We start from the raw sequence: 25,917 nt of genomic DNA on the forward strand, positions 1-25,917 counted from the left end.
AGCAGGGATTTCTTTGGTGCGAAAATGGCGTTCTGACGGTACGAGACGATATACAGGATTATTGACGTATTTATCTATGAAACAACAGCGGCGCTTAAGAAAAATGGACGGGATCATGAATACATCCGACATTCGCAACGAGGGCATGCGCATCGGGGGGCAGATCGTTTTTACCGAGGCTACGGTTCCCGTTCACTACCCTTATACCAACGAGGTTATTGGCACAGTGCCAGCAGGCACCGCCGAACACGCACGCAAGGCTTTTGAGGTCGCTGCAAGTTATACCCCAAAGCTTACCCGGTACGAACGCAGCCAGATTCTGCAGCGCGCAGGTGAATTGATAGGTGAAAAACGCGACGATCTGGCGAAGTGGCTGACGCTGGAACTTGGCATCTGCCACCAGCATGCGATTTACGAAACCAAGCGGGCGCAGGATGTATTTCAGTTCGCCGCAGCCGAAGCGCTGAAGGATGATGGTGAGGTGTTCTCGTGCGATCTGACCCATAGTGGCAAGCAGCGGAAGATTTTCACCAAACGCGAACCGGTCAAAGCCATCAGCGCGATCACGCCCTTCAACCACCCCCTGAACATGGTCAGCCACAAGGTTGCACCGTCGATTGCCACCAACAATTGCATGGTCTGCAAACCGACCGAATTGACCCCGCTGACAGCGCTGACACTGGCTGACATCCTGTACGAGGCAGGGTTGCCGCCCGAAATGTTCCAGGTGGTCACTGGCTGGCCACAGGACATTGGTGATGAGATGGTCACCAATGAAAACATCGACATCGTCACCTTCACGGGTGGGGTGCCGGTGGGCAAAATGATTGCCGAAAAAGCGGGGTTTAAACGTCAGGCGCTAGAGTTGGGCGGTAACGATCCCCTGATCGTCTTGAACGATCTGAGCGAGGCCGATCTGGACCGGGCCGCAGCCATCGCCGTGGCCGGGGCCACTGGCAATTCCGGGCAGCGTTGCACGGCGATCAAACGTATTCTCGTACAGGAAAGCGTGGCGGATAGATTTGTGCCGTTGGTTCTGGAAAAGGCCAAGGCCATTCGCTTTGGCGATCCGCAGGATCCTGAAACGCAACTGGGCTGCGTGATCCATTCCGAGGCTGCGGAACTGTTCGAAAAACGTGTTTACATGGCTGAAGGCGAGGGCGCGGTGATTCTCTACCACCCCGGTCGTCAGGGCGCGCTTTTGCCGCCGATTGTCGTCGACAAGGTTCCCCACACCAGCGAGCTGGTGATGGAGGAAACCTTCGGTCCCATCATACCCATCGTCCGCGTGCCAGATGATGACGCCAAGGTCATGGAAATCTCAAACGGAACTGCGTTTGGCCTGTCCTCGGGCGTCTGCACCAACGATCTGAACCGCGCGATTGCCTATATCAATGGTCTGAATGTCGGAACCTGCAATATCTGGGAACAACCCGGGTACCGGAGCGAAATGTCGCCTTTTGGGGGCATCAAGGACAGCGGCAACGGGGTCAAAGAAGGGGTCATCGAGGCGATGAAATTCTTCACCAACGTCAAGACCTATTCCTTGCCCTGGCCAGAGTAAGGGTGTTCAGCCCTGCACTACGTCCTGTCGCTGCACGCCCAGCCCTTGGATGCCCAATTCCATCTTGTCACCGGGTTTCAGATAGATTTGAGGGGTCCGTCCCATACCCACACCCGGTGGTGTTCCGGTTGAAATCACATCCCCCGGCTGCAGTGACATGAACTGCGACAGGTGCGAAATGACTGTGGCCACACTGAAATGCATCGTATTGGTCGAACCATCCTGATAGCGATGCCCGTTCACCTCAAGATACATCTGCAGGTTCTGTGGATCGGCGATCTCGTCCCGGGTGACCAGCCAGGGTCCGATCGGGCCGAACGTGTCGGCCGATTTACCTTTGACCCACTGGCCCGAGCGGTGGAGTTGAAAATCCCGCTCGGACAGATCGTTGATCACACAATATCCGGCTACGTGGTCAAGCGCCTCGGCTTCGGAAATATATTTGGTGTGCTTACCGATGACGACGCCCAGTTCAACCTCCCAATCGGTCTTAACCGAACCGCGCGGGATTTCGACAGTGTCATTCGGACCTACGATGGCAGAGGTCGCCTTGAAGAAAACCACCGGCTCGTCGGGCAGGTCCAGACCGCTTTCGGCTGCGTGATCGGCATAGTTCAGGCCGATGCAGGCGAATTTACCAACATTCCCGACACATGCCCCAATCCGCGGATCACCGTCGACGACAGGCAATGTTCCAAGGTCGAGCCCACGCAGCCGCGCCATGCTTTCATCGCCAAGCATCGCGCCAGTTACATCGTCAACAATCCCCGACAGATCGCGGATTTTACCGGCCTCATCCAAAATACCGGGCTTTTCCGCGCCAACCGGCCCATAGCGTAACAGCTTCATATCCTGTTCCCTTTCAACTCAGTTGGTCCAGCCGCCGACGACGGCAATAGGCTGTTCGATGTGACCAAATCACCGCCGCCTTGGGCGTGCAATAGACAAACCGGTGCGGGGCATACTTCCGGATCGTGCGACCAAGGGCATGTTGATCTTCGGCACGTCGGGGTCTGATCTTCGCAACCATAGGTATATAATCGCCGGGCCGCTGTTTTCTCATTTCGTATTTGCTGCCTATGTATGTTAGGCTCTGGGGTGTATATTTTCTGATATTAGTTAAAGGTAGTTGGTCCATTGTCAGACAAGTCCGACAGCGTATTCAAACTGCGCCCACTTGAAAAAGCAGATCTGGAGGTAATCACACCCTGGTTTCAGGATATCGAGGACCTCGGCCGATTTGATCGTACATCGCGGATTCCGTTCAACCTTGCGCAAACCGAAGACGTCTGGCGCGATGCATTTAGCGCGTCAGGCGGCAGCGGAAAGTGCTGGTTCGTTGTCGTCTCCAATAGCGGACAAGTGGTGGGGATTGTTGGGCTCGAGGCGATTTCCCCGGTAAACCGGGACGCGGTCATCGCCATGTTTGTCGAAAAATCGGTTCGGCGTTTGGGCCTTGCCATCAGAGCGACGGCACTGGTGGCGGATTTTGCATTCCGTCAACTGGGTTTGAACAGGCTGACCTCATATTACAGGCAGGATAATCATATCAGCCGCGACCTTGTGGAAAGACTGGGATGTCAGGTCGAAGGTACCATGCGGCAAGCCTGGTATGCAGACGGAACGTTTCATGACATGATTGTTGTTGGACTTCTCCGTCAGGATTGGATGAATACTCGTCCGACCCTGGCAAAAAGCATTAGCTCAGAAACAGTTGTGACTTTCGGAGAGAACGGGTGCCCAAGCTGGTCTTGGCCACCACAGGTTGATAAGTGTGACTAACGGGGTGTGCAATTGCTCTGCAAGCGCAGAGGCACATTTTGCTATAAGGTGACCATAGGGTTCGAACGCAGCCCCTAATACGAGTTATGAATGTGAACACCACGAGTCCAAACTCTTCCATAACGCAGAAGCTGGGTGCAGTCTTGTTTGCCGATGTCGTCGGGTATTCCCGCCTGATGAGTGAGAACGAGCTGGACACCTATAACGCATTGAAATCGTTGATTTCTCATCTTGAAGAGACCTGCGCGCGTTTTCAGGGCCGGGTGGTCGAGGTGCGCGGCGATGGTATTCTGGCTTTGTTCGAAACTGCCACCAGTGCCGTGGAGTTCGGCGTCGAACTGCACCGCATTGCCAGCCAACACAATCAGGATCGCGCCGAAAAACAACGAATCAACTTTCGCGCGGGCGTCCATCTGGGCGAAATCCTGATCGACGATCGCGGCATTCATGGCGACAATGTGAATATCGCGGCGCGTCTTCAGGAAATTGCTGAGCCAGAAAGGGTTTACGTCAGTTCCGCCGTTTATGATCAGGTCTGTAACCGGCTGCGCTATGGTTATGAATTTCTCGGTCCGCAACACCTGAAGAACATCCTTGCGCCTGTCTCGACCTATTGTGTCCGCAGCGAAGTCGCTGGCGCCACGATGGCTGGAACGATGCGGCCGGATATGCCAGGAAATATTCTGGAACGTCCCGATACACCCTCGGTGGCGGTTCTGCCCTTCAGCAGTAATGGCGGAGACGAATCCGACAGCTGGATTGCCGAAGGGCTGACCGACGACATCATCATGAACCTGTCCAAGTTCCGCAATCTGTTCGTAATCGCGCGGAACTCGTCCTTTTTCTTCAAGACGCAGGGGATGCCACCGAAAGAGGCCGCGCAAAAGCTCAACGTGCGGTATATCGCGCGGGGCAGCGTGCGTCGCTCGGCCAGCCGCATTCGGATCACGGCGGAACTGATCGATGCCTCAACCGAACGCACCATCTGGGGTGAGCGGTTTGATCGTAATATCGACGATATTTTCGACATTCTGGATGAGGTGACCGAGTGCATCGTGGCCGCAACCGCGGTGATGATCGAGTCGCATGAAAAGCAGCGGATGATCCAGTCGGTCCCATCCGACCTCGAGGCTTATGGCTCTGTTTTGCAGGGCCAGTATCACATCTTCAAATACACCAGGAATGACAACCGGAAGGCGCAAAACTTCTATCAGAGTGCGCTTGACCGGGATGGGGGTTATGCACGCGCTGCGGCTGCCCTGTCACGAACGCTGAATATCGACTGGCGCTATTCCTGGTCCGAAGATCCTACGCAAGCCCTGGATCAGGCGCTGACTTTCGCACAGCGGGCGATTGAACTGGATCCCACGGACGCGCGCGGTTTTGGTGAATTGGGGTATGTCCACCTATACCGCAAGGAACATGACGCGGCCCTACAGTCGTATAGGCGGGCGTTGGCATTGAATCCCAACGACGCCGATATGCATTCAGATTATGCCGACGCGCTGGCTCACTACGGTGACAACGAAACGGCAATCACTCATCTGCAGCAGGCGATGCGGTTGAATCCATACTTCCCGGACCAATACTTATGGCATCTGGGTGGGGCATATTTCAATCTCAGGCAGTATCAAGACGCCATCGACGCCGTAAACAAGATGAACAACCCTACAGAAGGGCAACGTTTGCTGGCAGCAAGCTATGCACAACTTGGTGAAACCGACATTGCGCGTCAGATCGCGGATAAGCACCGTATCGCGCATCCTAATTTTTCACTGGCACGTTGGGAAACAGTGCAGCCGGACAAGTTAGAAGAAGACACGCAACATTTTGTTGGGGGCCTGAAAAAGGCAGGTTTCTAAATAAAGACAGGCCCTGTTTTGCAAGGGCCTGCCGTGTTCTTTCCCGATACTGTAAAACTGCGTCAGTCTTCTGAGCCTCGTGCGCGCGCACCGCTGACCCTGGCTCCGCTCACACGGGCACCGCTGACGCGCGCCCCACTGACACGAGCTCCGCTGACACGCGCGCCACTCACGCGGGCTCCGCCAACGGCCGGGCTGTCAAAGCCGAAAAAGATATCCAGCAGAACCTGTTCAAACTGACCAGTCATTACATCCATCCGGACGGTGTAATCGGCCTTGTCATAGTCCCACACCTTGATGTCGTTGGCGATCTGATAATCAGCTGAAGCAACGCCAGAGAGGGTTGGGTCACTCGGGGCTCTGGACGCAAGGTTACCGGGTTTGTTACCTTCAGTTGGGCTTTCACCCTTTCCGTGAACCAGGAAAATAGTGGGCTCCGGCAACTCATAATAGGTGCCCTCGTAAGAGAACCCATAGATACGCGCCAATCTGGCGTCATCGCCATATTGATCTTTGAGCTGCTGATTGGCTCCAAGTTTTTCTGAAAGTTCCTTGCGGAATACAAACTCTTGCTTATTGAAGCCAGTCGGCGTGGGCAAAGTCTGTTCCCAATAGCTGTCTGCGTATTTGTCCCCATCGGCGACCTTAACAAGAGCGCCCTCTTTCACCCGTGTCTGATCCTCTAGTGTATAGTTGGAGTTCGTTACTTTTACAGTATAGATACCATTCTTTTTCGGACGATTTCCGGTAATCAGAACCTTTTCGTCGTTCGCAACTTCTTCACCGTCGATAGTGTCATCCGCGACGGACAAAGTCTTGTTCACTTTGACCTTTTTCTTCGCAACAAGCTTTACGGTTTTAGCCGGCGTCACATTCTTCGAAGCTGCGACCTTCAGATCATTCAACAAACGGCCAAACAACAACACTTCTGAAAAACTGAGCAAAGATTCGGACATCTCATTTTCTCCCAACTATGGGATCGACGGAGTTTGAACCCTCATCTCCCCCCTTTAAATTAGACTCGAACAAATAATTCGAGCAAATACATTCCAATAATCACCCCAAGATTGCATGCCATAAAACCGTTTAAAAATAAAGGATTTTAGGCGCTAACCCGGCACCTGCGTGCGAACTGAATCGGAATGACTGTCTTCATCGGGGTCCGGCACGCGAGGACCGGCCGTTGTCAGGCCGATATCGCGCATGCGGAAATTGCCTTCGATGATGCGACGAAATGCGCCGCCGGAAATCTCTTGATCCACGGCCAGCAAAGCCTTTTCGACACCGAAATAGCTTAGCATATCCGCGTCCAGTCGCTCCCACGCGTCGGCCAGATAGGTGCCCAGATAATCGCGCGCCTCAATAAGGGCGATGCGGAACCCTTCGGGGTTTTCGGCGTATCGCTTGTCAAAAATACCCTGCATCACTTGGCTGTATTCTGGCGTGCCTTCCAGTTGGTCCGACAGGTCCTCTTCTTCCGCCGAGATCAGGCCATGCACCAGCAATCGTTCGTGGTAGATGTCGACGAACACATCGAACATCGCACCGGTCAGGGGTTCGGACAACGCGTGCTCGCTGGACCATCCGGTGGCGAATTCCGACATAGTCCGATCATTGGCGGCAATCCGGATCTGCGCGTTGTCCGACAGTTCGGCAAAACGGCTGAGGCGGTTGAAAGTATAGAGGTTCCCCCGCGTGTTTTCGAGCAACGCGTCCACCACCGAACCGAAGTGCAATGACGCCAGCAGAGCCACCAGATCGGCAGCGGATTCGTGAAACCCGTAATACTCGCCCGAGGCATCTCCGTCTGTTGGCATTCCGATCACACTGTAAATAATCGCATGGCCGACTTCATGCGCGACCACGTCGAAATTCAGGCTGTAAGGGCGGTATTCATTCCCGTGTTCATGGGTGCCACCGGTTTCCAGAAAACCCCAACCGATATGCGCGTTGTCGAGGCTGGGCAGAAGTGACAGTTCCAGACGGTCGAAGTCCCGGGCAAAGTGCCAAGGGATCTGACGGTCGAAATACCCCTGCCAGACATCCATTGTGAAATGGGCTGAACCATACAGATGCGCAGCCTCAAAGGCCGGGTCGGTTGGGTCGATATGGATGAAATTTCCGAACTCATCCGGCATTGCCGGCGGATGGATATATCCGTCCCATGGTGGCAGGTACATGCCCGGACCGTTCGGCCCCGGTATAATGGCACCGTAAGGCGTGGTTTTTCCCACCGGGTTCACCGTATACATGCGCGGCCCGGACGGCCCCGGGCCGATACTGCCCTGAGGGGCAGAGATTTCGACCAGTTCCAATGGGGCATCAGGTTCCAGAAAAGGCGACTGCGGATACAGCAGGAATCGAGTGCCGGGTTCTTCGTCTTCGATCTGTTCGGGGTAGTTCACAAAACGCCCTCCGGTATCGTGCCCGGTCAATTCCGGCGGCCTTTAATCGGCGGCTCCGGCGTCGGCACTTTTATGGCAATATAAAAACTCGGCTTCTATCAGGTCATAAAACGCATCGCGCCCGGTCAGACCAAGCGCCACTGCGTAGGAGTCAAGATCATCAGGCACCTGTTGGTCAAGACGAGATTCAAAATACCACATTAGCACCCGCAAACGATCCACTCCGGATGAGCCCGCCGGAATGGCGTTCTGTCCCTTGCTGGCGGCCCGATCCCGCAACAGGGTGTATTGACCCGTGCGACGCAATTCTGACAGCAGTTGTGTGTCCAAATAGCTCGCGCGGGATGCAACGGTGGCGTCGATCCGCGCAGCGTCTGCCAGCATAGCCTCATAGCTTTCGGGGTTCAGATCGTTCGCCTCAATCCACGCCATCAGGTCAGACCGCCGTGACAAGCCTGTTGCCGCCCTATGATCGTCCATCTTCCGGACCAGATCAGCGCGTGTAGGGGTACGATCCCGTCTAGAGGCATCTTCGCGCGACAGCAGCGCCAACGCGGCGCGATCTTTCAATTGCGCGTATAAGTCAGGGTTCAGACGCAATTCGTCGACAATGGCGCGATCAGCTTTCGGCTCACCGCCATCCACCCTTGCGCATAAGGCTTTCCACATCAGGGTTGGTTCGGTACGCGTCACCTCGGTCGCGGGCAAAGGTGTACCATTCAAGTGATCCGACATGCGGGTCAGCATGGCGCATGCGTCAACCGCCTTGGCGTCGACCCGACCCGTCGGCAGCCAATCCGCGAAACCGTCCACTCCTGGCAAGTCCTGCACGGCAGAGATAATATCCGCCCAAATTCGCTGGCGATAGTGCATGACCTTGGCGAGATGTAGCATCTCAGACGCCGTGTCCGTAGGCAGGACACCCGCAGCCTGCGCTTGCTCCACAGTTGCGCGGATCGACACCATCGGCTCGCTGAGAGGTTGGAACCCCAGTTCGGCCGGGCTGTGTAGCACGGCAACCTCATCGTCATCCTGCAGGACATCGGTGTAATAGTCCTGAAAGATCTGACCAACCCCGATCATTCCGAAATCAGCCAGCTCGGCCGCGCGCAACGCGCCCATGCTGGCGCTGCCAAAGACCGGAATACCCAGTTCGATCGCCCATAGGATTTCCTTGTGCCATACCGATGGAACCCCTTCGAAAAATCCGTCTATGATCCCGATTGCGGTCGGTTTTTCGCGCGCGACACGATAGACGTCGCCTTGTCGAACGGGTGGCAGAATGGTCGCATCCAGATGTTCGGCCACTGCGTCAGACGTCAGGGTAGGTCCCACAAAAACAACTGCCGTCATGCCAAACCATCCACTATGCGCTGTGCCCGGAGGCCGGGCACATAATCTGGATCGTCATGCGGAGCCTCCAGCCCGGGGATCACAGCCCGGATCACGGCGATATCAATTTCAGGCCGCGACAGATCAACCGTCACCACCTGTGAAATGCCCACGGCGGCAAGCCGTTGCAGCAGCAATTCCAGGTCTTCGTCAAAGGACCCGGTCACATGAGACGGACAATCGTCAAATCTTTGATCCGCTGCGACACTATCAATTAGGTCATGCACATAGCGCCCCCGATCCATCTTGGCCTGATCGGTGAATTCCTCTGGATCCAGATCATCCCGTGCGCCAGAGATATAGGTAAGTCGCGTCTGTGCCGCCTCGGTCAGGGCCCGCAGCAAGGCGATCGCACGGTCTGGGTGGCAACCATCACCAATACCGATATGGCCGGGCTGTCCGCCGCCTTCGCAAATCACACAGCGGAAACTGGCAATACCTATATCTGAAGTCGTGTTCCACAACCCTATCTCAAGCCCGGCTGTGGCTATCATTTCGATGGCCTGACGACAGCGCGGATCATCCACAGTGTCTGGATCAAGGCGGGGAGCGCTCGCACGGTGATGCCACAATGTTGTGGCGTCCCGTTCGATCAACTCGCAGATGGCGTGACAGCTGGCCTCGGCCACATTGTTTCCCGACGCCAGACCGTTGGTCGTGCGAGGAAAGGCAGCCTGACCGCCAACCGGCGCGGTGGTATAGTCGGTATCGACCATCTCAAGTGGGACCCAGCATGCGTTGTCCGTGCCCAGATCACGACCCAAAACCCACAGCATGTTGGCATGCGGGTCGAAATGCCCGCCGGTCACGCGCGGCAGTTCCGCCACTTCAACAACGGTCGCGTTCTGGACCAATTCGGCATATCTGGCCAGACGCTGAGGCAAATGCACCCGTTCAGCATGCCAGGATTCAATCGCCTCCATGACGCCTGATGCTTCGGCTGCGCGCAGTGACAACCCTTTGCCCAGTGACACAGCAACCGACCGGGAATTGGGTCGGGCGACCATCACAGTGGGCAATCCGATCCTGTCCAGACCGGTCAGGTTTGCGATCCGGGTGATGCCCATGCCTTTTAGAAATGGTTTGACGATTTGCAAGGTGTGCTCGGGGTCGCGCAGCCGATGCGTGTCCAGCACATATTGCTTCTGCGATCCATCGGGCATGTTGAGAGCCTTATTTGAAAATTTCGCTCAACGTAAAATAATTGCGCCGGGCCAGTCCGTTACGGGGCAGGATGATAGATCATACCCTGTCGGTCAACCGTTGCGGCCTTTGGACCTTTCGGGAGCTGCCGCGTAACATTGTCAGGCCGTGTGTCCAGTATATCGTACCGCTGGAGATTAAAGTGCGTTGTTCAGTTTCACGCCCAGACGTGCTTGAATCTGTTGGCTGAACCCCTGCGTGATGCGGTCGGCGATCATTGCGATGATGGCCATGCCGATACCGGCAGTCATCCCGACCCCGAAATCGCCATCTCCGAGGCCGATATAAATCTGCTGGCCCAGATCGTCAGTGCCCACTAGGGCGGTAATCACCAACATTGAAATCCCGAACATGATTGTCTGGTTTAGGCCCAGCATGATTGATGGCACCGCAAGTGGCAATTTCACCTGCCACAGCAACTGCCGGGGCGTCGTTCCGATGGCTGTTGCCGCCTCGATCACGTCATGCGGCAGGTTACGTAGCCCATGTTCGGTGTATCGGATCGCCGGAACAATCGCATAGACGATAATGGCCAGAAGAGCCGTGAATTCACCAATTTTGAACACCATCACAAAGGGAATGAGGATCACGAATAGCGGCATGGTCTGCAACGTGTCGATAACGGGCCTTACTATGCGGGACACAGTGTCATTCTCGGACGCCCAGATGCCGATGGCGCTGCCGAACAGAAATGACAGCAGAACGCCTACGCCGCAGAGGTACAAGGAAATGACTGACGGTTCCCAAATTCCGGTCAGAAGCAAAAAAGCGACCCCGGCCAGCGCCCAGAGTGCAAGGTTCTTCCCTCCGGCCTGCCAGGCCAGGGCCAGGATCACGGCGCAAAGCGCAATCCAGGCCAGCCCGGTCAGGCCGGAATACAAGACCAGGCCGAATAGGATCACCCAAAGAGCTTGCAACTGCTTGCCTTTGAACGCGAAATACCCAGCTATTACCGCGACGATCAGTGCATAACCCGTGGTCACGGCGGGTGTCATGGCAAAACCCCAGGTAAACGGGCTGACGGCCTGAGACAGCCCGATCTTGATTGGCAGCATCAGGTAGAACAGCGCGACCCGTTTGATTGCTTCAAGCGTGGTGCGGAATTCGACAAAGATCCACTCAAGCCCCGCGTTCATAGCCGGGGCGGGGTTCAGCACCCACGCTTCGGGCCAGTCTTTGAGGGGTAGGAAAACCATGGCCAGCGCCCAAGCAACGCCAAACAGCGCAGCGCAGATGATCCAGCCCTTGGCCCCGCGTTTAGCTGAACTGGACTGCACCGCGAACCCCCAGGTGATCCGATCCAGCACCATGGCCATCAACGCGATCACGATCCCTGCCAATAGGCTTTCACCGAACTGCGCTTTGCGCATGGTCGATAGCACCTCCCAGCCGATATCGTTTGTGCCGCCGATGATCGATGCAATGATCACCATGGATAATGATGCCATCGTCGTTTGGTTCACCCCCAGCAGGACTTGCCGCTGCGCCGTTGGAACCCGCACGCGCCAGAATAGCTGGGATGGGGTGGCACCGCTCATCAGGCCGGACTCGATCACTTCGTCCGGAACACCGCGCAGGCCAACGATGGTATTGCGCACCATTGGAGGAAAGGCGAACAGGATGGAAGCGACCAAACCGACCGTAGTGCCAAATCCGAACAACAGCAGGATCGGCAGCAGATAGGCAAAGGCCGGAACGGTTTGCATCAGATCCAGGACTGGCATGATGATCCGATAGGCTCGGTCAGACAGAAACCCCCAGGTTCCCAGCGCAAAGCCCAGTGCCACCGCCATTGGAATCGAAACAACCACAAGCGCGAAAGAGTTCATGGACTGTGTCCAGAACCCAAACGTGACCATGTATAAAAGGCTGACGGCGGTAAAGATCGCAAGCCCCCGACCCCCTGCACGAAGGGCCAGATAGACCCACAGCATAAACCACGCCACCCATGGCACCGCATGCAGAACCGTCTTGGCCAAAAGGATGGGCCAATCCAACAGCCAAGAAATGGCTTTGAAAAACCAGCCGAAGGTCACCACAAACCACCGCATCGCGATATTCATCGGGTCGGTTACCGGCAGAACCAGTGCATCAGGATAGGTGACCAGTGGCCCAAGGCTTTTGGCAAAGACGACGCAAATGGCCACAAGCACTGTGACCGCAAGCCAGACCACCAGCGATCTGTTCGAAACTGCATCCATTAGGTCAGTCCTTGACCGCTGAGGCGTCTGATACACCGCTGGCCAAAGCGGCAATCACGTTCTGACTGGTCATGTGTACCAGCGCATTGTCGTCCTTGCGCACGGCCACCCCGTTGTCGTGAGAGGCCAGATAGGGCAGCAGATCGGCCACATTGGTTGAGGCCGGAACCTCTTTGATCCCGCTCGGCGGGACGTTGTCCGAAGCCACATCGCCAGCCGTCAGGATCAGTTCCCACGGGACGTCATTGGTGAATTCACGCACATAATCATCGACGGGGTTCAAGATCAGATCGACTGGACGCCCGATCTGAACCACTGCGCCATCCTTCATGATTGCCATTCGATCGGCAATGCGCAGCGCTTCAAGAAAATCATGGGTTATGAAGACGATAGATTTGTGCAGCTCTTGCTGTAGCCGCAGAAACTCGTCCTGCATCTGGCGTCGGATCAATGGGTCCAGCGCGCTGAAGGGTTCGTCCAGAAACCAGACCTCTGGTTCTACAGCCAGCGACCGTGCAATGCCGACACGCTGTTGCTGCCCGCCCGACAATTGGCTGGGAAAGCTGCTTTCGCGCCCTTCTAGGCCGACCAATGAGATCACGCGCTCGGCGCGCTCCAGACGCTCTTTGTCGTCCAGCCCTTGCAACTTCAGGGGAAAGGCCACGTTTTCCAGTACGTTCAGGTGCGGCATCAGGCCAAAGCTTTGGAACACCATCCCCATCTTGTGACGGCGAATGTCTATCAGTTCCTTCGCCGAGACCTTCAGCAGATCCTCACCATCCAGCAATATTTCCCCGGCGGTGGGTTCGACCAGACGGGACAGGCAGCGCACAATGGTGGACTTACCCGAACCTGAAAGCCCCATGATCACAAAAATCTCGCCCGGCATGACATCAAAGCTGACATCGGTCGAGGCGACAATGCCGCCGTCATCGCGAATGTGTTGAGCCAGGGCCTTAGCCTCGCTTGGGTCCTGACCTGCCACACCGATGTTGCGCAGATGTTGATCCGCCCCTTTACCGTAAAGTTTCCAAACATGTTTGCAGGACAGTTTCGGGGTGCTGGTTGGGGACGATGCAGTCATTTTAGCAGCCTTACAAAGGGTGGAGCGCATATGTCGCGCTCCACCATGGTCAGAGACGGGTTACTGTTTTGCCGCTGCAACCCAAGGCTGCCACACGTCTTCGTTTGCGCCCATCCACTCGGCCACGACTTCTTTGACTTCGCGCCCGTTCTGATCCACTTCCAGGATCAGTACGTTCTGTACGTCGTTGGTCAGGTTCATTTGCTCAACCATCTTCATCGCATCCGGATAGGTCGACGCGAAATCTTTCGAGACGATCTTATCGACAGTCGCCTGCTGGAAGCCGCACGCCTCGCCGCGTTTCTGGCTGGCCTCGTCGCAGGTGCCATGCGGCGTGTCCCATTCGACCCAGTTCACATCGGTCTCGGCAAAGACCCAGTGCGGCTGCCACATCATCATCAGGATAGGCTGCTCGGCGGCCACGGCGCTTTTCAGTTCGGCCAGCATCGCTCCTTCGGAACCGCCCGGAACCGGCTTGAACGGCAGATCGATCAGCTCAACCAGATCGGCTGACCGGGTTCCCCAGTCTGCCGGGTAGGTGATCAGACGACCATCCGGGAAGGTATCCGCGGCGGCAAAAGCCTGCGCGCAGTCATACAGCGCCTCATAGGCCGGTAGCCCAGGGCACTTTTCGGCCATGTACGGCGGATAAATCCAGCCTTCCTGCGGCTCAAGCCCCAGGCCGCCGACAACAATGATATCCCCGGCCTCAACGGCCTTGGGGTAGATGTCGCCGACATTGTTGGTCCAAAGTTCCGGCTGATAATGCAGGCTGCCCTCGGCAATGGCGGCCAGCTGCGGCACGGCACCGGCGGTCACGTACTCGACCTCGTGGCCCAGCTGTTCGAACAGCGCCCCTGCAAAATGGGCCGAGATATGCTGACCGGTCCATTCGTTGACAGCAATCTTGATGGGATCGGCCAGAGCAGCGCCCTGGCTTAACAGCAGTGCGGCTGAAGCCAGCAAAGCAGGCTTCAGAGAGTTTGAAATAGTCATTGTGTGACCTCCGTTGGTGGACTGGCCATTTTGGCCTTTTTTGTTTGCTGTATCGAAAAACAGTACAGTTGCAGGTATTTGGCCCAACAGACTGCTTTCTATCAACAGTGTTTTTATTAGCTCTTTCGAATGCGATCTTCACTTGCACCAAGCTGAGCATGAACGCGATCCTAACATGAGAAAACAGACCATCAAGGATTTGCACCCTAAGTAATTGATGCGCAACACGGGTTCGGTTCTTTTGCGCATCACTACACGATAAAGATCTGTACTCTGCTGATGATTGACCAGCCCGACCCAGATACCAATAAGACACGCTTCGGTATTTGTTTTGACCACCAAACCCGATCCACAAATAAAAATTCTTGAATTGTTAAGAAGTCGAAGGTTATTTGACTGCTGTACGTTCGTTTTTTTGTTTTTTACGAGTTTTCCATGCCGACAACATTTACCGTCTTTTCCCTTGGCAACCAGCAAATCTGGGACACGGCTGAAGGCAACCAAACCCTTTCAACCGGCGCAGTGAATTCGTCCCTTGGCACCTATGGGTCAGCGGGAAATCCTCTGTTTGACAGTAGACAGACTTTCGCCGAGGCAGGGTCTGGTTTCAGCGGCGGGGATTCTACGGCCTATGATCTGGACAACAACGTCTCGAACGATCAGTTCAGCATCGACGGTGGGTCGCCGCAGTCGTTTGATGCAGCAATGCAATTCGATGCTGTCATTACATATACCGATGGCTCGACCGTAAGTATTACAGCTGTTGTTTTTCAAGATACCAACGGCAACACCTATTGGGCACCGGAATTTCAGGATAACGCGGATCAGGACGCGATCGACGCAAGCGCGATCGAGTCGATTCAATTGGTCTCGCCGATCTATGCGAACGGCTTCAATACCGGATACTCGCTGTTCGGGGAAAGGGCCGATTCCGATCCGTTGTGTTTTGTGCGGGGGGCGTTGATTGCCTGCCCGGACGGGCCCAGGCCCATCGAGTCCCTGAAAGCGGGAGATCAGGTGCTGACCATGGATAGCGGCGCACAACCAATTCGTTGGATCGGTCGACGTACGATGGCGGCTATTGGAAAATTCGCACCCATCCGAATCCGCGCGGGTGTTTTGGGCGCCGAGGACACATTCGAGGTCAGCCCGCAACATCGCCTTCTGTTACAAGGCGCCGATATCGAGTTGCAGTTTGCCAGCCCCCAGGTTTTGGCAGCAGCAAAGTATCTGGTTGACGGTGACGGAATATCTGTGCGCATCGGTGGCGAAGTCGAATATTTCCATCTGCTTTTTGATGATCACCAGATTGTCTGGGCCAATGGCGTCGCGTCAGAAAGCCTTCTTCTTGGCAAAGCGGGGACAGCCGCGCTGGATGAAGAGGATGTTTCGGAAATCCAGACGTTGTTTCCAGAACTTGATTTGCCATCAGGGCGGGGTCTTGAGGCTGCGCGCCCGGTTTTGAGATCTTATGAGGCGTCGTTGATGGCCGCAGGGCGTTCAACGGAAAATCCAGGCGCCCTTAGAAAGATTGCTTGAGGCGGCGGAATAATTTCCTGTTTTAGAATGGCACGGATCGGGGAACTCAAGCCTCTGCGTCTTGCGGATCAGGATAAAATCCTAGAAATATCTTTCAATTTCAGGCGTGTAGAGAAGCAGAAGCGCGAACGTGCGATATCTCGCAAATGCCTTGCTATGCGCAACAAGGTGATCCATCGCCTTTTTGGAAGTCGCGGTTTTGGTCGAGTGACCATTATTAGAGAGCTTTCCGCAAGAAACGGGTCGCGGTGTTGGGGGCGCGCGGACTAGTTTTTTGGGAGAAGTATTAACGAGGAACCGGCAACAAATGACTCCGCAGCCCATGCCATCAATGGATTTGAAGGCCACTGCCATGCTGCTGTTGCTTGCGGCCGTTTGGGGCGGTTCGTTTTTCTTCGGCGAGGTTGCCCTGACCGAAGTGCCGCCACTGACAATTACGCTGCACAGGGTGATCTGGGCGGTTCCTATTCTCGCCCTGATCGTCATAATCAAAGGATTGAGCGTGCCACGCACCCCTCGGATATGGGGCGCTTATCTTGTTATGGGCGCGCTCAACAATGCCATCCCATTCTCGCTGATCTTCTGGGGGCAAACGCAGATCGACAGTGGACTTGCGTCAATTTTAAACGCAACGACGGCAATGTTCGCAGCAGTTGTGGCTGGTTTGCTTCTCAAGGATGAGCCGTTGACGCCAAAGAAGATAGCAGGTGCTGCGCTAGGTATATTGGGTGTGGCCTTTATCATGGGGCCAAGTGCGTTGACTGAGTTCAATCCCAGCAACCTGGCACAGTTGGCTATCCTTGGGGCCACACTTTCCTATGCTTTTGCCGGCGTTTGGGGCAGAACTGCCCTTTCAGGCCAACCGCCGCTTGTGAATGCGCTCGGTATGCTGATTGGCAGCACCGTGCTTATGATCCCAATTGTTCTTGTGATGGATGGCGCCCCCAATTTTGATTTGTCTTTAGGCGTTTGGTCTGCGCTTCTTGGGATGGCCGCGTTGTCAACGGCATTGGCCTATGTTCTTTACTTTGCAATTCTTGCGCGTGCGGGTGCGGCCAATCTTCTTTTGGTGACGCTGCTGATCCCACCGTTTGCTATCGGTCTTGGCGTGACATTCCTTGGTGAGAGGATGGAGCCGAGTGCGTGGATTGGGTTCGCCATCATTGCTTTGGGCTTTGCCGTGACCGACGGTCGACTTTTTTCACGCATCGCTAAAGGCAAGCCCAGACAAGCGGAATGAGACGCATCTTTGAATTTCACCGCATAATGGCAGGCGCGAGAAACACGAAGTTCGAATATGGATAACTTCTACATGGAATGAGGGAAGTTTCAGTGCAACAGGACACTAGGCAACATGGAAACCGCCCAGCGGAGCTTAGCCGGAATAGGCGTGATCGTGTTTGCGGAGTCGATTGTGCAACAATTTGGCCACCCCAATCACGATGAGAGCTGCCAGAATGAACAGCCAGCCAAACAGAATATAGGCCCCCAATGCCATCAGGATAGAAGAACCGGAATATAAGGCAAAACCGCCAGCACATAGGCCAACAAGGATGGCTATTCCGAAAATTCCCATCATTTCTTTCGGCCCTCCGGCTGTGACCTTGGTCGTGTCCCCCTCCAAACTGGCAAGAGTGATGCCTTGGAGCGAGCGCCCACGATGATTCCGCGCCTAAATCATGGCAAAACTGTGAACCACCTTGGGTTAAAATTTGATTATTGTTACCTGACGGGGCAACGCCCCACTACTCGTTCGACACTGCGTATTTTTGAGGCCAAAAGAAGCCTGAACCAATTATTCCTTAAATTCCGTGCTGCGGCAATGCTTTCTGAAAAAGACCTCGAAAAATGTGCGAAGGTTTGCTTGCCAACATATAGATCTGTTGCGGGATTGGACCAGTCGCACCGGGCTTGTTTAGACCAGGCCTCAGGCTTGTTTCACCTGTGACAGGACAAAAACACCAGCGATGACCAGCCCGATGCCAACGATTTTTTGCAGGTTCAGTGTCTCGGAAAACAAGAAATATCCGACGACAAGAATGCCGACCATCGCCAATCCGGTGACGGCCGGGTAGGCGATACTCAGTTCAAGGCCGCGGATGGCGACAATAAAGCTGCTCAGCAACAGCAAACCACTGATCAACCCGGCCCAGGCCCAGGGCGAAACCACAAGGGCACGAATATCGAAAGGTCCTGAAAGCTGTTGCACAGCCAGTTTGAACGAGACGTTTGTGCAAATGTTCGCGCAGACCGCAAATAGCAACGCAGACCAGTATAACGACATAGTATTCTCCTTCGTTTTCGCGGCCATCATCAAAGGGTCAGGTATTTCGCAGCCAGGGTCACAAGAACAAACGCGCCACCGACCATAAGACTGATCCTGTCGCGCAGGGCAAACAGGACCGGATCGTCCGCGACCCGTCCGCGCCGGGCACCGACCCAGATGCGGTTGCCCCAGTACAGCAGTAGCAGACACAGCAGCCAAAGGATTTCGGGTGTCCGGTAAATCTCCTGCACTTCGGGGCTGTTGATATAAAGCGCCAGAATGACAACGGCTGCGGTGATATTGGCCACGCCCAGGCTGAACATGGTTTCGCTGTCGGCATAGGAATAATCCCGGCCATGGACATTGCCGTCATCTTCAGGTGCCGCGGCCACTTCGATGTAGCGTTTCAGATAGCCGAGGCTGACAAAGACAAACATCGAGAATGCCAGAAACCAGGATGACAGGACAATTCCGGTGGCCGCAGACCCCGCGATGACACGCAGCGTGTAAAGCGACGCCAGCACCATGACATCCGTTGTTGCAATCTGTTTGAGCCAGAAGGAATAGGCCATGGTGATGATCAGATAGGCAATCAGCACAACCGTAAAGACGGGTGGAAGGAAAGTCAGTGAGAGAGCAAAGGCGATAACGGGCAGCGCGATGGCCCCGGCAATGCCTGTATGCAGGGACAGATCGCCCGATGGCAGAGGGCGGTGCCGTTTGCTTGTGTGCTGGCGATCAGCGGCCAGATCGACCAGATCGTTCAGGAAATACACGCCTGACGCACAAAGACTGAAGCAAACAAAAGCCAGCAAAGACGCAAGAACCGACGAAAAGGGCAGATATTGTTGAGAGGTAAAGATCGGCGCAAAGATCAGGGCGTTCTTTGCATATTGATGCGGCCGCATTGATTTGAGAAAGGCGCGCCACAGCGGCGGGCGTGATGTGATGACTTTCTCGGCTGTGCCCGCCGCCTGCGCCGTTGCCACCTCGGATTCAGGAGCATTTACGAATATGTTCGACGCAGAGGCGGCCCAGATCGGGTTGTCGGCGGCGCTGTCTCCGGCATATGCAAATGCATCACCATGGGCGGCGGCGCGTATCGCGGTCAGCTTGTTGGCGCCTTTCAGGTTGTGATCTGCATCCGTTGCCAGCACGGACTCGAATATCCCCAGATGTGCGGCAACCTTATCGGCATATATGCGGTGCGAAGCTGTCGCGAGAACCAACTGCCTGCCATCCGCTTTCTGCTGTTCCAGGTATTCAAGAAGCGGGGTTTCGTATGGCAGCGTCTCGGCCCTGAGGGTGACCTCCTGGGCAATGCGTTCCTTGGCGTAGGGAATACCTTTGAACAACCATAAAAGGAGGGGAAAGATATTAAGCGGGTTCCTTTTCAGGAATTGAAGGATGGCCTCGACAAAAAGATCAGTTCTGATCAGCGTCCCGTCCAGATCAACAAAAATTTTCTCGGGCTTTTCACTCATTACAAGAATTCTACTTTTGATTTTTACCTCATTGAAAGTACGTAATTTTAGTAACCTTTTTTCTGTTTCAAAATTGCCGGACGCGTTGCACAGGGCTGATGTGTTCAGAGTTTGACGAGCTTGCCGCTTGTCACGGTAATTTCTGCTTTTTCAAAGACGTTGCGTGTGTCGAAGATCAGCGTCGCCGTGCGCGCGACCAGATCGTAATCCGGGGCGCTGTGATCGGTGATGACGGCCACCGCCGCATATTGTCTCAGGTTCTCGGCCGCCAGCGGCACAGACTCCCGGCCCGCAAGCTGCGGGTATTCACCGCCTTCCGGCAGTCGGGGGAAATACGGGTCGTGATAATCCACCTCGGCCCCCAGCTTCTCCAACTCATCCAGCAGCACCAACGCCGGGCTGCGGCGGGTGTCTTCGACATCGCGCTTATAGGCGATGCCCATCAGCAAAATATTCTGCCCGGTCAGCGGCTGCCCGGTTTCCGCCAGCGCCGAGCCGTTGCGTGCCGTCAGCTCTGCAGCCATGCGCGCAGCCAGCATCTGCGGGACGGCGTCGTTGCTGGAGCGTGCCAGGTTGATGATCGGCGTATCCGACCCCGCATCTGCGGCGCGCCACGCCAGATAGGCGGGGGACACCGGAATGCAGGCCCCGCCAATGCCGGGGCCGGGATAGAAGGGCATAAAGCCAAAAGGCTTGGTGGCCGCTGCCTCGATTACCTCCCAGACGTCCACATCCATCGCCTCAAGCGCAGTTTTCAACTCGTTGACCAAGGCGATGTTGACGGTGCGAAAGCTGTTTTCGACCAGTTTCACCGCTTCGGCTGTGGCGGCCGAGCTGACCGGCACCGCGCTGGTGACGATGGCGCGATAGAAATCCTCGACCAGTTGCCGCGACAGCGGATCGTCGGCACCTACCACTTTGGGAATACTGTGCGTGTCGAACTTGTCATTGCCGGGGTCTTCGCGTTCCGGCGAGAAGGCCAGAAAGAAATCAGAACCTGCACGCAGACCGCCGGCCTCAAGAATGGGCTGGACCAGAGTTGTCGTGGCTCCGGGCCAGACGCTGCTTTCCAGTACCACCATCTGACCGGGGCGCAGATGCTGCGCGATGGTTTGGGCTGCGGCAGCAACAAAGCGCATGTCCGGGTCCTGCGCATCGGTCAGCGGGGTCGGAACGCAGATCAGCACGATATCGGCCTCGGCCAGTGCGGCAGGGTCCTGCGTGGCGCGGAAACGCCCACTGTCCACAGCCTGCGCGATCCGATCCGACGCCAGATACGAGATGACCTGATCGCCCTGATTGATCCGCGCCACCCGATCGGGGTTGAGGTCAACACCGGTCGTGTCGAACCCCTCATCATAGGCGGTCAGCGCCAGCGGCAGGCCGACGTAGCCCAACCCCACCACCGCGACCCGCGCGTCGCGCGCCGCGATAAGCTGCCCGAGGGACTGATGGTGCGAGGTTTCGTAGTTCATAATTTACCCTGATCTTACAAAGTCAGACTGAAATCAATTCACGGTATGGCTGTCGGAAATTCTAACCTTTTCCACGGATAGGAGGAAGGGGGTGCGAATCCAACAAATTTGTCAGCCTGGTTCCAGACTGCCGTACCGCGTTTCCAATAAGGGTTCAATTCTTGGACGGACACAGAATTGTTGCGGGAAGTTTGAAAAAGGCGCGCCTGGGAAAAATTTCTTTACTTCGGGCTTAGCGCCGTTCGAAACGATGCCTCGGCCAGTTCTGCACCTTTGTCCCAGCTAAAGTTTGAGGCTTGCGCCATGGCTTTTTGCGACAGGTCACTTCGTAGTCCGGGTTCTGTCAGTAAGCGGATGGTTTGATCCGCAAGGGCCTGGCTGGATAGGGGGTCGAAATAAAGCCCGCCATCACCCACCACCTCGGGCAGACTGCCGCGATCCGAGGACAGAACGGGCGTGCCGCATGACATCGCCTCGAGCGCGGGCAGACCGAACCCCTCCCAAAGCGAGGGAAAGACCAGCGCATCGGCCGAATTGAGCAGAGCGGCAAGTTCGGGGTCATCAATCTCGCCGGTGAATAGGATGCGTTCGGACCGGGTGGCATCAGCGGCAGCACTGGCCTTGAGGTCTTCGACATTGTCCCAGAACCGCGCCCCGGTGGTGCGCCCGACAATAGCCAGCCGCGTTTTTGGCGCTTTCTGAAGGATCTGAGGCATGGCCTCAATTAGGCGCAGCACGTTTTTATGTCGGTTGAACCCGCCCAGATAAACTAAAAGCGGTGCGTCAGGTGGGATTCCATAGGTCTCTCGGGCTTTCACCAAAACCCGATTGTCGTGAATAGGCTGAAAGATGTCCTCGGCCCCTTCCGTGATCGTGTCAATTCGCGCGCGGGGAATGCGCAGAATACGCGTCAGGTCATTTGCCGAAGCGTCCGAAATCGTCATCACCCGCGTCGCCTGCACCTTGGCCAGCCAGCATTTGGCCTGCCACAGTCGGAAGTTCAGACGTTTTGGAAAGATCAGGTCGGGAAAGCGTTCGGGTATCGTGTCGTGATAGCAGACTACTGTGGGGCGCCGGGCCGGCAGCGGAAAATAGGAATAAACCGCCGGGTAAAAGAACACGTCGCAGTCGATGCGTCGGGCCGCCTTGGCCATTGTCAGCAAATCGGCTCCGCCCCGGGCTTTGGCTCCCGATGAGGCCTCGGACATCGAAAATTCAGAGCCTGCAATGCGGGTTTCGACACCTTCCGGCACGGGTCGTGTCGGTTCCTGATCAAACAGGAGCGTATATCGAAAGCCGGTATCGCGGGCGGCCAGAGCAGCGACCAGATTCCGGGTGAACCGGCCAAAGCCTCGTTCGTTATCCCAGGGTGTTGCGTCAATGGCGATGTGGGTCAAAGGTCTTGGTCCCTGATAACATGCAGTAACTGGTTGCAATTAAACTATTTTCCATACCTGTTGCGCAGATAATCCTGCGTGGCCTCCAACCCAGAGTCGAGGTCGTATTCCGGTGCATAACCTAGTCTGGCCCGCGCATGGTCGATCTGGCAATGCCCCTTGGTCGAGAACAGTTCCAACATATAACGGTCCGGGTAAACCTCGCCCTGTTGCGGCAACCGTTGTTTCACCATTTGCACTATCCCCTCAAACCTCTCGCGACCGATCCAGCCTCGGGCAGCGGCGCTGATCCGGGCAGCCAGCGGCGGTGTGTCCGGGATTGTGCCGGGTTCCTCGGGTGGCAACCGTTCTGCGAGATCGGCCAGCGGAACATAATGAATGCTGCCCCGACCGATGATGTTGGCATAGCCGGTCAGCAGAGAGGACCATGAAAAAGGACGCGCGCCTGAAATGATGAACCGTTCTTGCCCAAGCCCCACCAGCACTGCGGCGCGCAGCATGGCCTGAACCAGATCGTCGACGAACACTGCGTTGCACAGCCCCTCGGGTTCGGGCAGCACCACACTGCCTGCGGCCATCCAGTCGGCCAACCGGTCCGTCCAGAGCATGCTGCCCGGGCCATAAACCAACGTGGGTTGCAGGATCGCAATCGGACAATTTCCCTGTATCAGAGCCTGTTCCATCGCCATTTTGGCCTGCCGGTACGGTGTGCCTCCGGCTTGGGATAACGGGCTATCCTCAGTCAGATCCTCCTGCGGCCAGCCGTCATAGACGACGATCGAGCTGATATGGATGATCCGCCCGACCCCGGCGGCGTCAGCGGCCTGTCTGAGGGTGTCGAAGGTATCAAGGTTTTCGGCTGCAGGTGCGCGCATGTCATAGGCCAGATGAAACAGTACGTCCTGATCGCGTAGCGCGTTTTCCATGGCGGCCCCATCCCCAAGCGATCCTGTCACAACCTTTGCGCCCATTGCCGCAAGTGCGTGCGCGCCATGGCGACTGCGCAGCAGAACGGTGACCTTGGCACCCGCATCCAGCAAGGCCGGAACAAGCCGTTTACCAACAAAACCGGTTGCCCCGGTCACGAAGACCGATTTGCCATTCAGGCGGTCCAATCCGGTGATGCTCACACTTCAAATCCTCTTTGATCTCGTTTTGTCGGCAAATGTCATCCTTCAGAAACCTAGCGTGGAGGCAGCGTCTGTGCTACTCCGCTTATAGGTGAATTGTTGTTAAAGATGCCGGGTGTAGCCCTGTTGCGCACCCGTGATTGTTAATGAGGAATTGAATGAAGATCGGTGTGATCGGGGCGGCCGGAAAGATCGGCCAAATGCGGGTTCAGAACATTCTTGAGTCTCCTGATGCTGAATTGGCGGCGGTTCTGGACTTGGAGTTTCATCGCGCTGTGGCTGTGGCGGATGGCGCGCCTGCCTTTACCGATCTCGACCGGTTTTTTGCCACGTCGATGGATGCGGTGGTGATCTCGACCCCGGCACATATACGTGAACCGCTCTGCCTGCGGGCCTTTGCCGAAGGCCTGCATGTGCTGACCGAAAAGCCGCTGTCCCCGACCGTGGAAGGGGCAAGGCGCATCGTCGATGCCGCGAAAAAGGCGGGCAAGGCTTTAGGGGCCGGGTTCAATATGCGCTACTACCCGTCGTTCGCGCATGTGAAAGAGGTCGCATCCTCGGGTGAGATCGGAGAGATCGACCATGTCCGCGTATATGGCGGCCATGACGGGTTGGGCCATTTCACCCATGATTGGGAATATCAGGCCGAATTTTCCGGCGGCGGTGCGTTGTGGGATGTGGGTATTCATATGACCGACATGGCGCGTTTCATTCTGGGCGAGATTACCAGCGTTTATGGAGTGGCCACCAACACGGTCTGGAACGTGCCGGGGTCCGAGGACAACGCTGTGGCAATCTTCAAGAACCCCGATGGTATTCCGGCGATCTATCAGGCCTGCTGGAACGATTGGAAAGGCTATCAAAGCGTGATCGAGGTGTACGGCTCGCGCGGTATGGTGCGCGGGGCCTATGCGCCGATGCAGAACCTTGTCATCACCATGGACAAGCCCGGTGGGGCGCCCAAACGGGTGCGTAAGTTTTATCCGGAAATCATGGTGCGCGAGAAATTGAAATCCTGGAAATCGACCGCGATCCTGTCCTTTGGCGACGAACTGGCCGATTTCATCCGCCTGACCCGCGGTGAAACCGGCCTGAACTGCGCCGACGGTCATGCGGGCCTGCGCGCGGTCGAAATCGCCGCGGCTGTGCCGGAAAGCACGCGCAGCGGTCAGCCGGTTGAACTGGACAATCTGGGGGACATGACAATCCAATGAGCAGCGATCCGACCCTTTCCATCGTTTTGACCATCGTGCAAGGCGGCAGCTATGTGCGGGATTTTCTGGAAGCCGTGCGCAGTTTCGATGATCCGCCGCCGCTGGATGTGATCATTCCCTATGACGCCAGCGTCGCCGATGTGGCCCAATATGCCGAAGATTACCCCGAGGTGCGATTTCTGGACCTCGGGGTGATCGACCCCATCCGCCCGATCACGTCGGAGGCAGGCAAGCACGAGCTTTACGATCGTCGCCGCTCGGCCGGGCTGGCCGCGGCCACGGGCGATATCATAGGTATTCTCGAAGATCGCGGCCTGCCGCAATCCGATTGGGCGCGCACCATCGTGCGGCTGTATGCGGAAACCGGAAAGAACGTGATTGGCGGCGCGATTGAATGCATGGAGCCGGTCAGCCCGCTGAACTGGGCCTTTTACGTCACCGATTTTGGCCGCTACGGGCGGCCGTTTGAAACCGGTCCGGCAGATTGGGTGTCAGACGTGAACCTGACTTATAGCCGCAAAGCCTTGGATGAGACCCAGCACCTGTGGAAAGACCGTTATCACGAGCCGATCGTTCATTGGCACCTGATCGAACAGGGCGAGGAGCTGTGGCTGTCGAACGAAGTGGTCGTGCATCACCACCGTCCCAAGGCAACCTTTCGGGAATTGCTGCCCGAGCGGTTCGATTGGGGCCGCCTGTTCGGTGAAATCCGGGTACGCAATCAAAGTAACGCAAAGCGCCTGATGCTGATCACTGCGGGGCCACTGATTCCGCCACTGCTTTGGGTGCGTCACTATAAGCTGCAAGCCAGTAAGGGCCGGGGGATGCGGTACCTCAAGACGCTGCCTTATGTCATGCTACTGTCGACGGCGTGGACGCTGGGCGAGGTCTGGGGCTACATCACCAAACGCCCCTGATCGGCG

The 25,917-nt window shown here is 56.2% G+C and carries 21 protein-coding genes; 7 read left to right on the forward strand and 14 right to left on the reverse strand.

Translation table 11 applies throughout. From position 1 onward, the window contains the following. Nucleotides 1–115: 115 nt before the first annotated feature. On the forward strand, nt 116–1,564 hold the full coding sequence (gene phnY, locus ACR0AL_RS08960) for a phosphonoacetaldehyde dehydrogenase (RefSeq protein ID WP_480662711.1): 1,449 nt from the start codon (nt 116–118) through the stop codon (nt 1,562–1,564). A 6-nt stretch (nt 1,565–1,570) separates the two neighbouring features. Here phnY and ACR0AL_RS08965 read toward each other — a convergent pair whose 3' ends face one another. Continuing rightward, on the reverse strand, nt 1,571–2,413 hold the full coding sequence (locus ACR0AL_RS08965) for a fumarylacetoacetate hydrolase family protein (RefSeq protein ID WP_170350066.1): 843 nt from the start codon (nt 2,411–2,413) through the stop codon (nt 1,571–1,573). A 288-nt stretch (nt 2,414–2,701) separates the two neighbouring features. On the opposite strand from ACR0AL_RS08965, the gene ACR0AL_RS08970 reads away from it, so the two are divergent. Together ACR0AL_RS08970 and ACR0AL_RS08975 are read left to right on the forward strand one after the other, a co-directional pair. Further along, entirely contained in the window at nt 2,702–3,346 is a 645-nt protein-coding gene (locus ACR0AL_RS08970; RefSeq protein ID WP_170350067.1) for a GNAT family N-acetyltransferase, read from the forward strand. 143 nt (nt 3,347–3,489) lie between these two features. After that, the gene (locus ACR0AL_RS08975; protein ID WP_480662713.1) at nt 3,490–5,208 is read left to right on the forward strand and encodes a tetratricopeptide repeat protein; all 1,719 of its coding nucleotides are present in this window, start codon (nt 3,490–3,492) and stop codon (nt 5,206–5,208) included. A 62-nt stretch (nt 5,209–5,270) separates the two neighbouring features. On the opposite strand, the gene ACR0AL_RS08980 is transcribed toward ACR0AL_RS08975, so the two are convergent. The 7 genes from ACR0AL_RS08980 to ACR0AL_RS09010 all read right to left on the reverse strand — a co-directional run bounded on the left by ACR0AL_RS08980 (nt 5,271) and on the right by ACR0AL_RS09010 (nt 14,489). After that, nucleotides 5,271–6,164, reverse strand: coding sequence for a hypothetical protein (locus ACR0AL_RS08980; RefSeq protein WP_170350069.1), 894 nt, complete (start codon nt 6,162–6,164; stop codon nt 5,271–5,273). A 153-nt stretch (nt 6,165–6,317) separates the two neighbouring features. Next, nucleotides 6,318–7,613 (reverse strand): gluzincin family metallopeptidase, encoded by a 1,296-nt coding sequence (locus ACR0AL_RS08985; protein ID WP_480662715.1) that lies wholly within the window; start codon nt 7,611–7,613, stop codon nt 6,318–6,320. Between the two features lie 42 nt (nt 7,614–7,655). Further along, complete coding sequence (locus tag ACR0AL_RS08990) at nt 7,656–8,966, reverse strand: TfuA-like protein (protein ID WP_170350070.1); 1,311 nt, start codon at nt 8,964–8,966, stop codon at nt 7,656–7,658. Beyond that, on the reverse strand, nt 8,963–10,168 hold the full coding sequence (locus ACR0AL_RS08995; RefSeq protein ID WP_170350071.1) for a YcaO-like family protein: 1,206 nt from the start codon (nt 10,166–10,168) through the stop codon (nt 8,963–8,965). The genes ACR0AL_RS08990 and ACR0AL_RS08995 overlap by 4 nt, the downstream gene beginning before the upstream one ends. A 177-nt stretch (nt 10,169–10,345) precedes the next feature. Beyond that, nucleotides 10,346–12,409: an ABC transporter permease gene (locus ACR0AL_RS09000; RefSeq protein WP_480662717.1), complete on the reverse strand. Its 2,064-nt coding sequence runs from the start codon at nt 12,407–12,409 to the stop codon at nt 10,346–10,348. A 4-nt stretch (nt 12,410–12,413) separates the two neighbouring features. Beyond that, nucleotides 12,414–13,493: a quaternary amine ABC transporter ATP-binding protein gene (locus tag ACR0AL_RS09005; RefSeq protein ID WP_170551862.1), complete on the reverse strand. Its 1,080-nt coding sequence runs from the start codon at nt 13,491–13,493 to the stop codon at nt 12,414–12,416. A 60-nt stretch (nt 13,494–13,553) separates the two neighbouring features. Next, nucleotides 13,554–14,489, reverse strand: a complete 936-nt coding sequence (locus ACR0AL_RS09010; protein ID WP_170361707.1) for an ABC transporter substrate-binding protein — start codon at nt 14,487–14,489, stop codon at nt 13,554–13,556. A gap of 435 nt (nt 14,490–14,924) precedes the next feature. Between ACR0AL_RS09010 and ACR0AL_RS09015 the strand changes: the two genes are divergently transcribed. Together ACR0AL_RS09015 and ACR0AL_RS09020 are read left to right on the forward strand one after the other, a co-directional pair. After that, nucleotides 14,925–16,028 (forward strand): Hint domain-containing protein, encoded by a 1,104-nt coding sequence (locus ACR0AL_RS09015; protein ID WP_480662719.1) that lies wholly within the window; start codon nt 14,925–14,927, stop codon nt 16,026–16,028. Between the two features lie 307 nt (nt 16,029–16,335). Next, complete coding sequence (locus ACR0AL_RS09020; RefSeq protein ID WP_480662720.1) at nt 16,336–17,268, forward strand: DMT family transporter; 933 nt, start codon at nt 16,336–16,338, stop codon at nt 17,266–17,268. A gap of 135 nt (nt 17,269–17,403) precedes the next feature. Here the strand turns inward: ACR0AL_RS09020 and ACR0AL_RS09025 are convergent, their stop codons facing one another. The 6 genes from ACR0AL_RS09025 to ACR0AL_RS09050 form a co-directional block, all read right to left on the reverse strand. After that, nucleotides 17,404–17,607, reverse strand: coding sequence for a hypothetical protein (locus tag ACR0AL_RS09025; protein WP_170350076.1), 204 nt, complete (start codon nt 17,605–17,607; stop codon nt 17,404–17,406). A 348-nt stretch (nt 17,608–17,955) separates the two neighbouring features. Beyond that, the gene (locus ACR0AL_RS09030) at nt 17,956–18,312 is read right to left on the reverse strand and encodes a DMT family transporter (RefSeq protein WP_170350077.1); all 357 of its coding nucleotides are present in this window, start codon (nt 18,310–18,312) and stop codon (nt 17,956–17,958) included. A 29-nt stretch (nt 18,313–18,341) separates the two neighbouring features. Beyond that, the gene (locus tag ACR0AL_RS09035) at nt 18,342–19,778 is read right to left on the reverse strand and encodes a UbiA family prenyltransferase (RefSeq protein ID WP_480647443.1); all 1,437 of its coding nucleotides are present in this window, start codon (nt 19,776–19,778) and stop codon (nt 18,342–18,344) included. Between the two features lie 104 nt (nt 19,779–19,882). Further along, nucleotides 19,883–21,253 carry a nucleotide sugar dehydrogenase gene (locus ACR0AL_RS09040; RefSeq protein WP_170350079.1) on the reverse strand — a complete coding sequence of 457 codons (1,371 nt, stop codon included), beginning with the start codon at nt 21,251–21,253 and terminating at the stop codon, nt 19,883–19,885. Between the two features lie 221 nt (nt 21,254–21,474). Beyond that, entirely contained in the window at nt 21,475–22,650 is a 1,176-nt protein-coding gene (locus ACR0AL_RS09045; protein WP_480662723.1) for a glycosyltransferase family 4 protein, read from the reverse strand. A gap of 44 nt (nt 22,651–22,694) precedes the next feature. After that, entirely contained in the window at nt 22,695–23,780 is a 1,086-nt protein-coding gene (locus ACR0AL_RS09050) for an NAD-dependent epimerase/dehydratase family protein (RefSeq protein WP_480662725.1), read from the reverse strand. 158 nt (nt 23,781–23,938) lie between these two features. On the opposite strand from ACR0AL_RS09050, the gene ACR0AL_RS09055 reads away from it, so the two are divergent. Next, nucleotides 23,939–24,994, forward strand: coding sequence for a Gfo/Idh/MocA family protein (locus ACR0AL_RS09055; protein ID WP_170359863.1), 1,056 nt, complete (start codon nt 23,939–23,941; stop codon nt 24,992–24,994). Beyond that, nucleotides 24,991–25,911 carry a glycosyltransferase family 2 protein gene (locus ACR0AL_RS09060; RefSeq protein ID WP_480662727.1) on the forward strand — a complete coding sequence of 307 codons (921 nt, stop codon included), beginning with the start codon at nt 24,991–24,993 and terminating at the stop codon, nt 25,909–25,911. The genes ACR0AL_RS09055 and ACR0AL_RS09060 overlap by 4 nt, the downstream gene beginning before the upstream one ends. Nucleotides 25,912–25,917: the final 6 nt, after the last annotated feature.

The organism is Ruegeria sp. BB1, assembly GCF_056539465.1.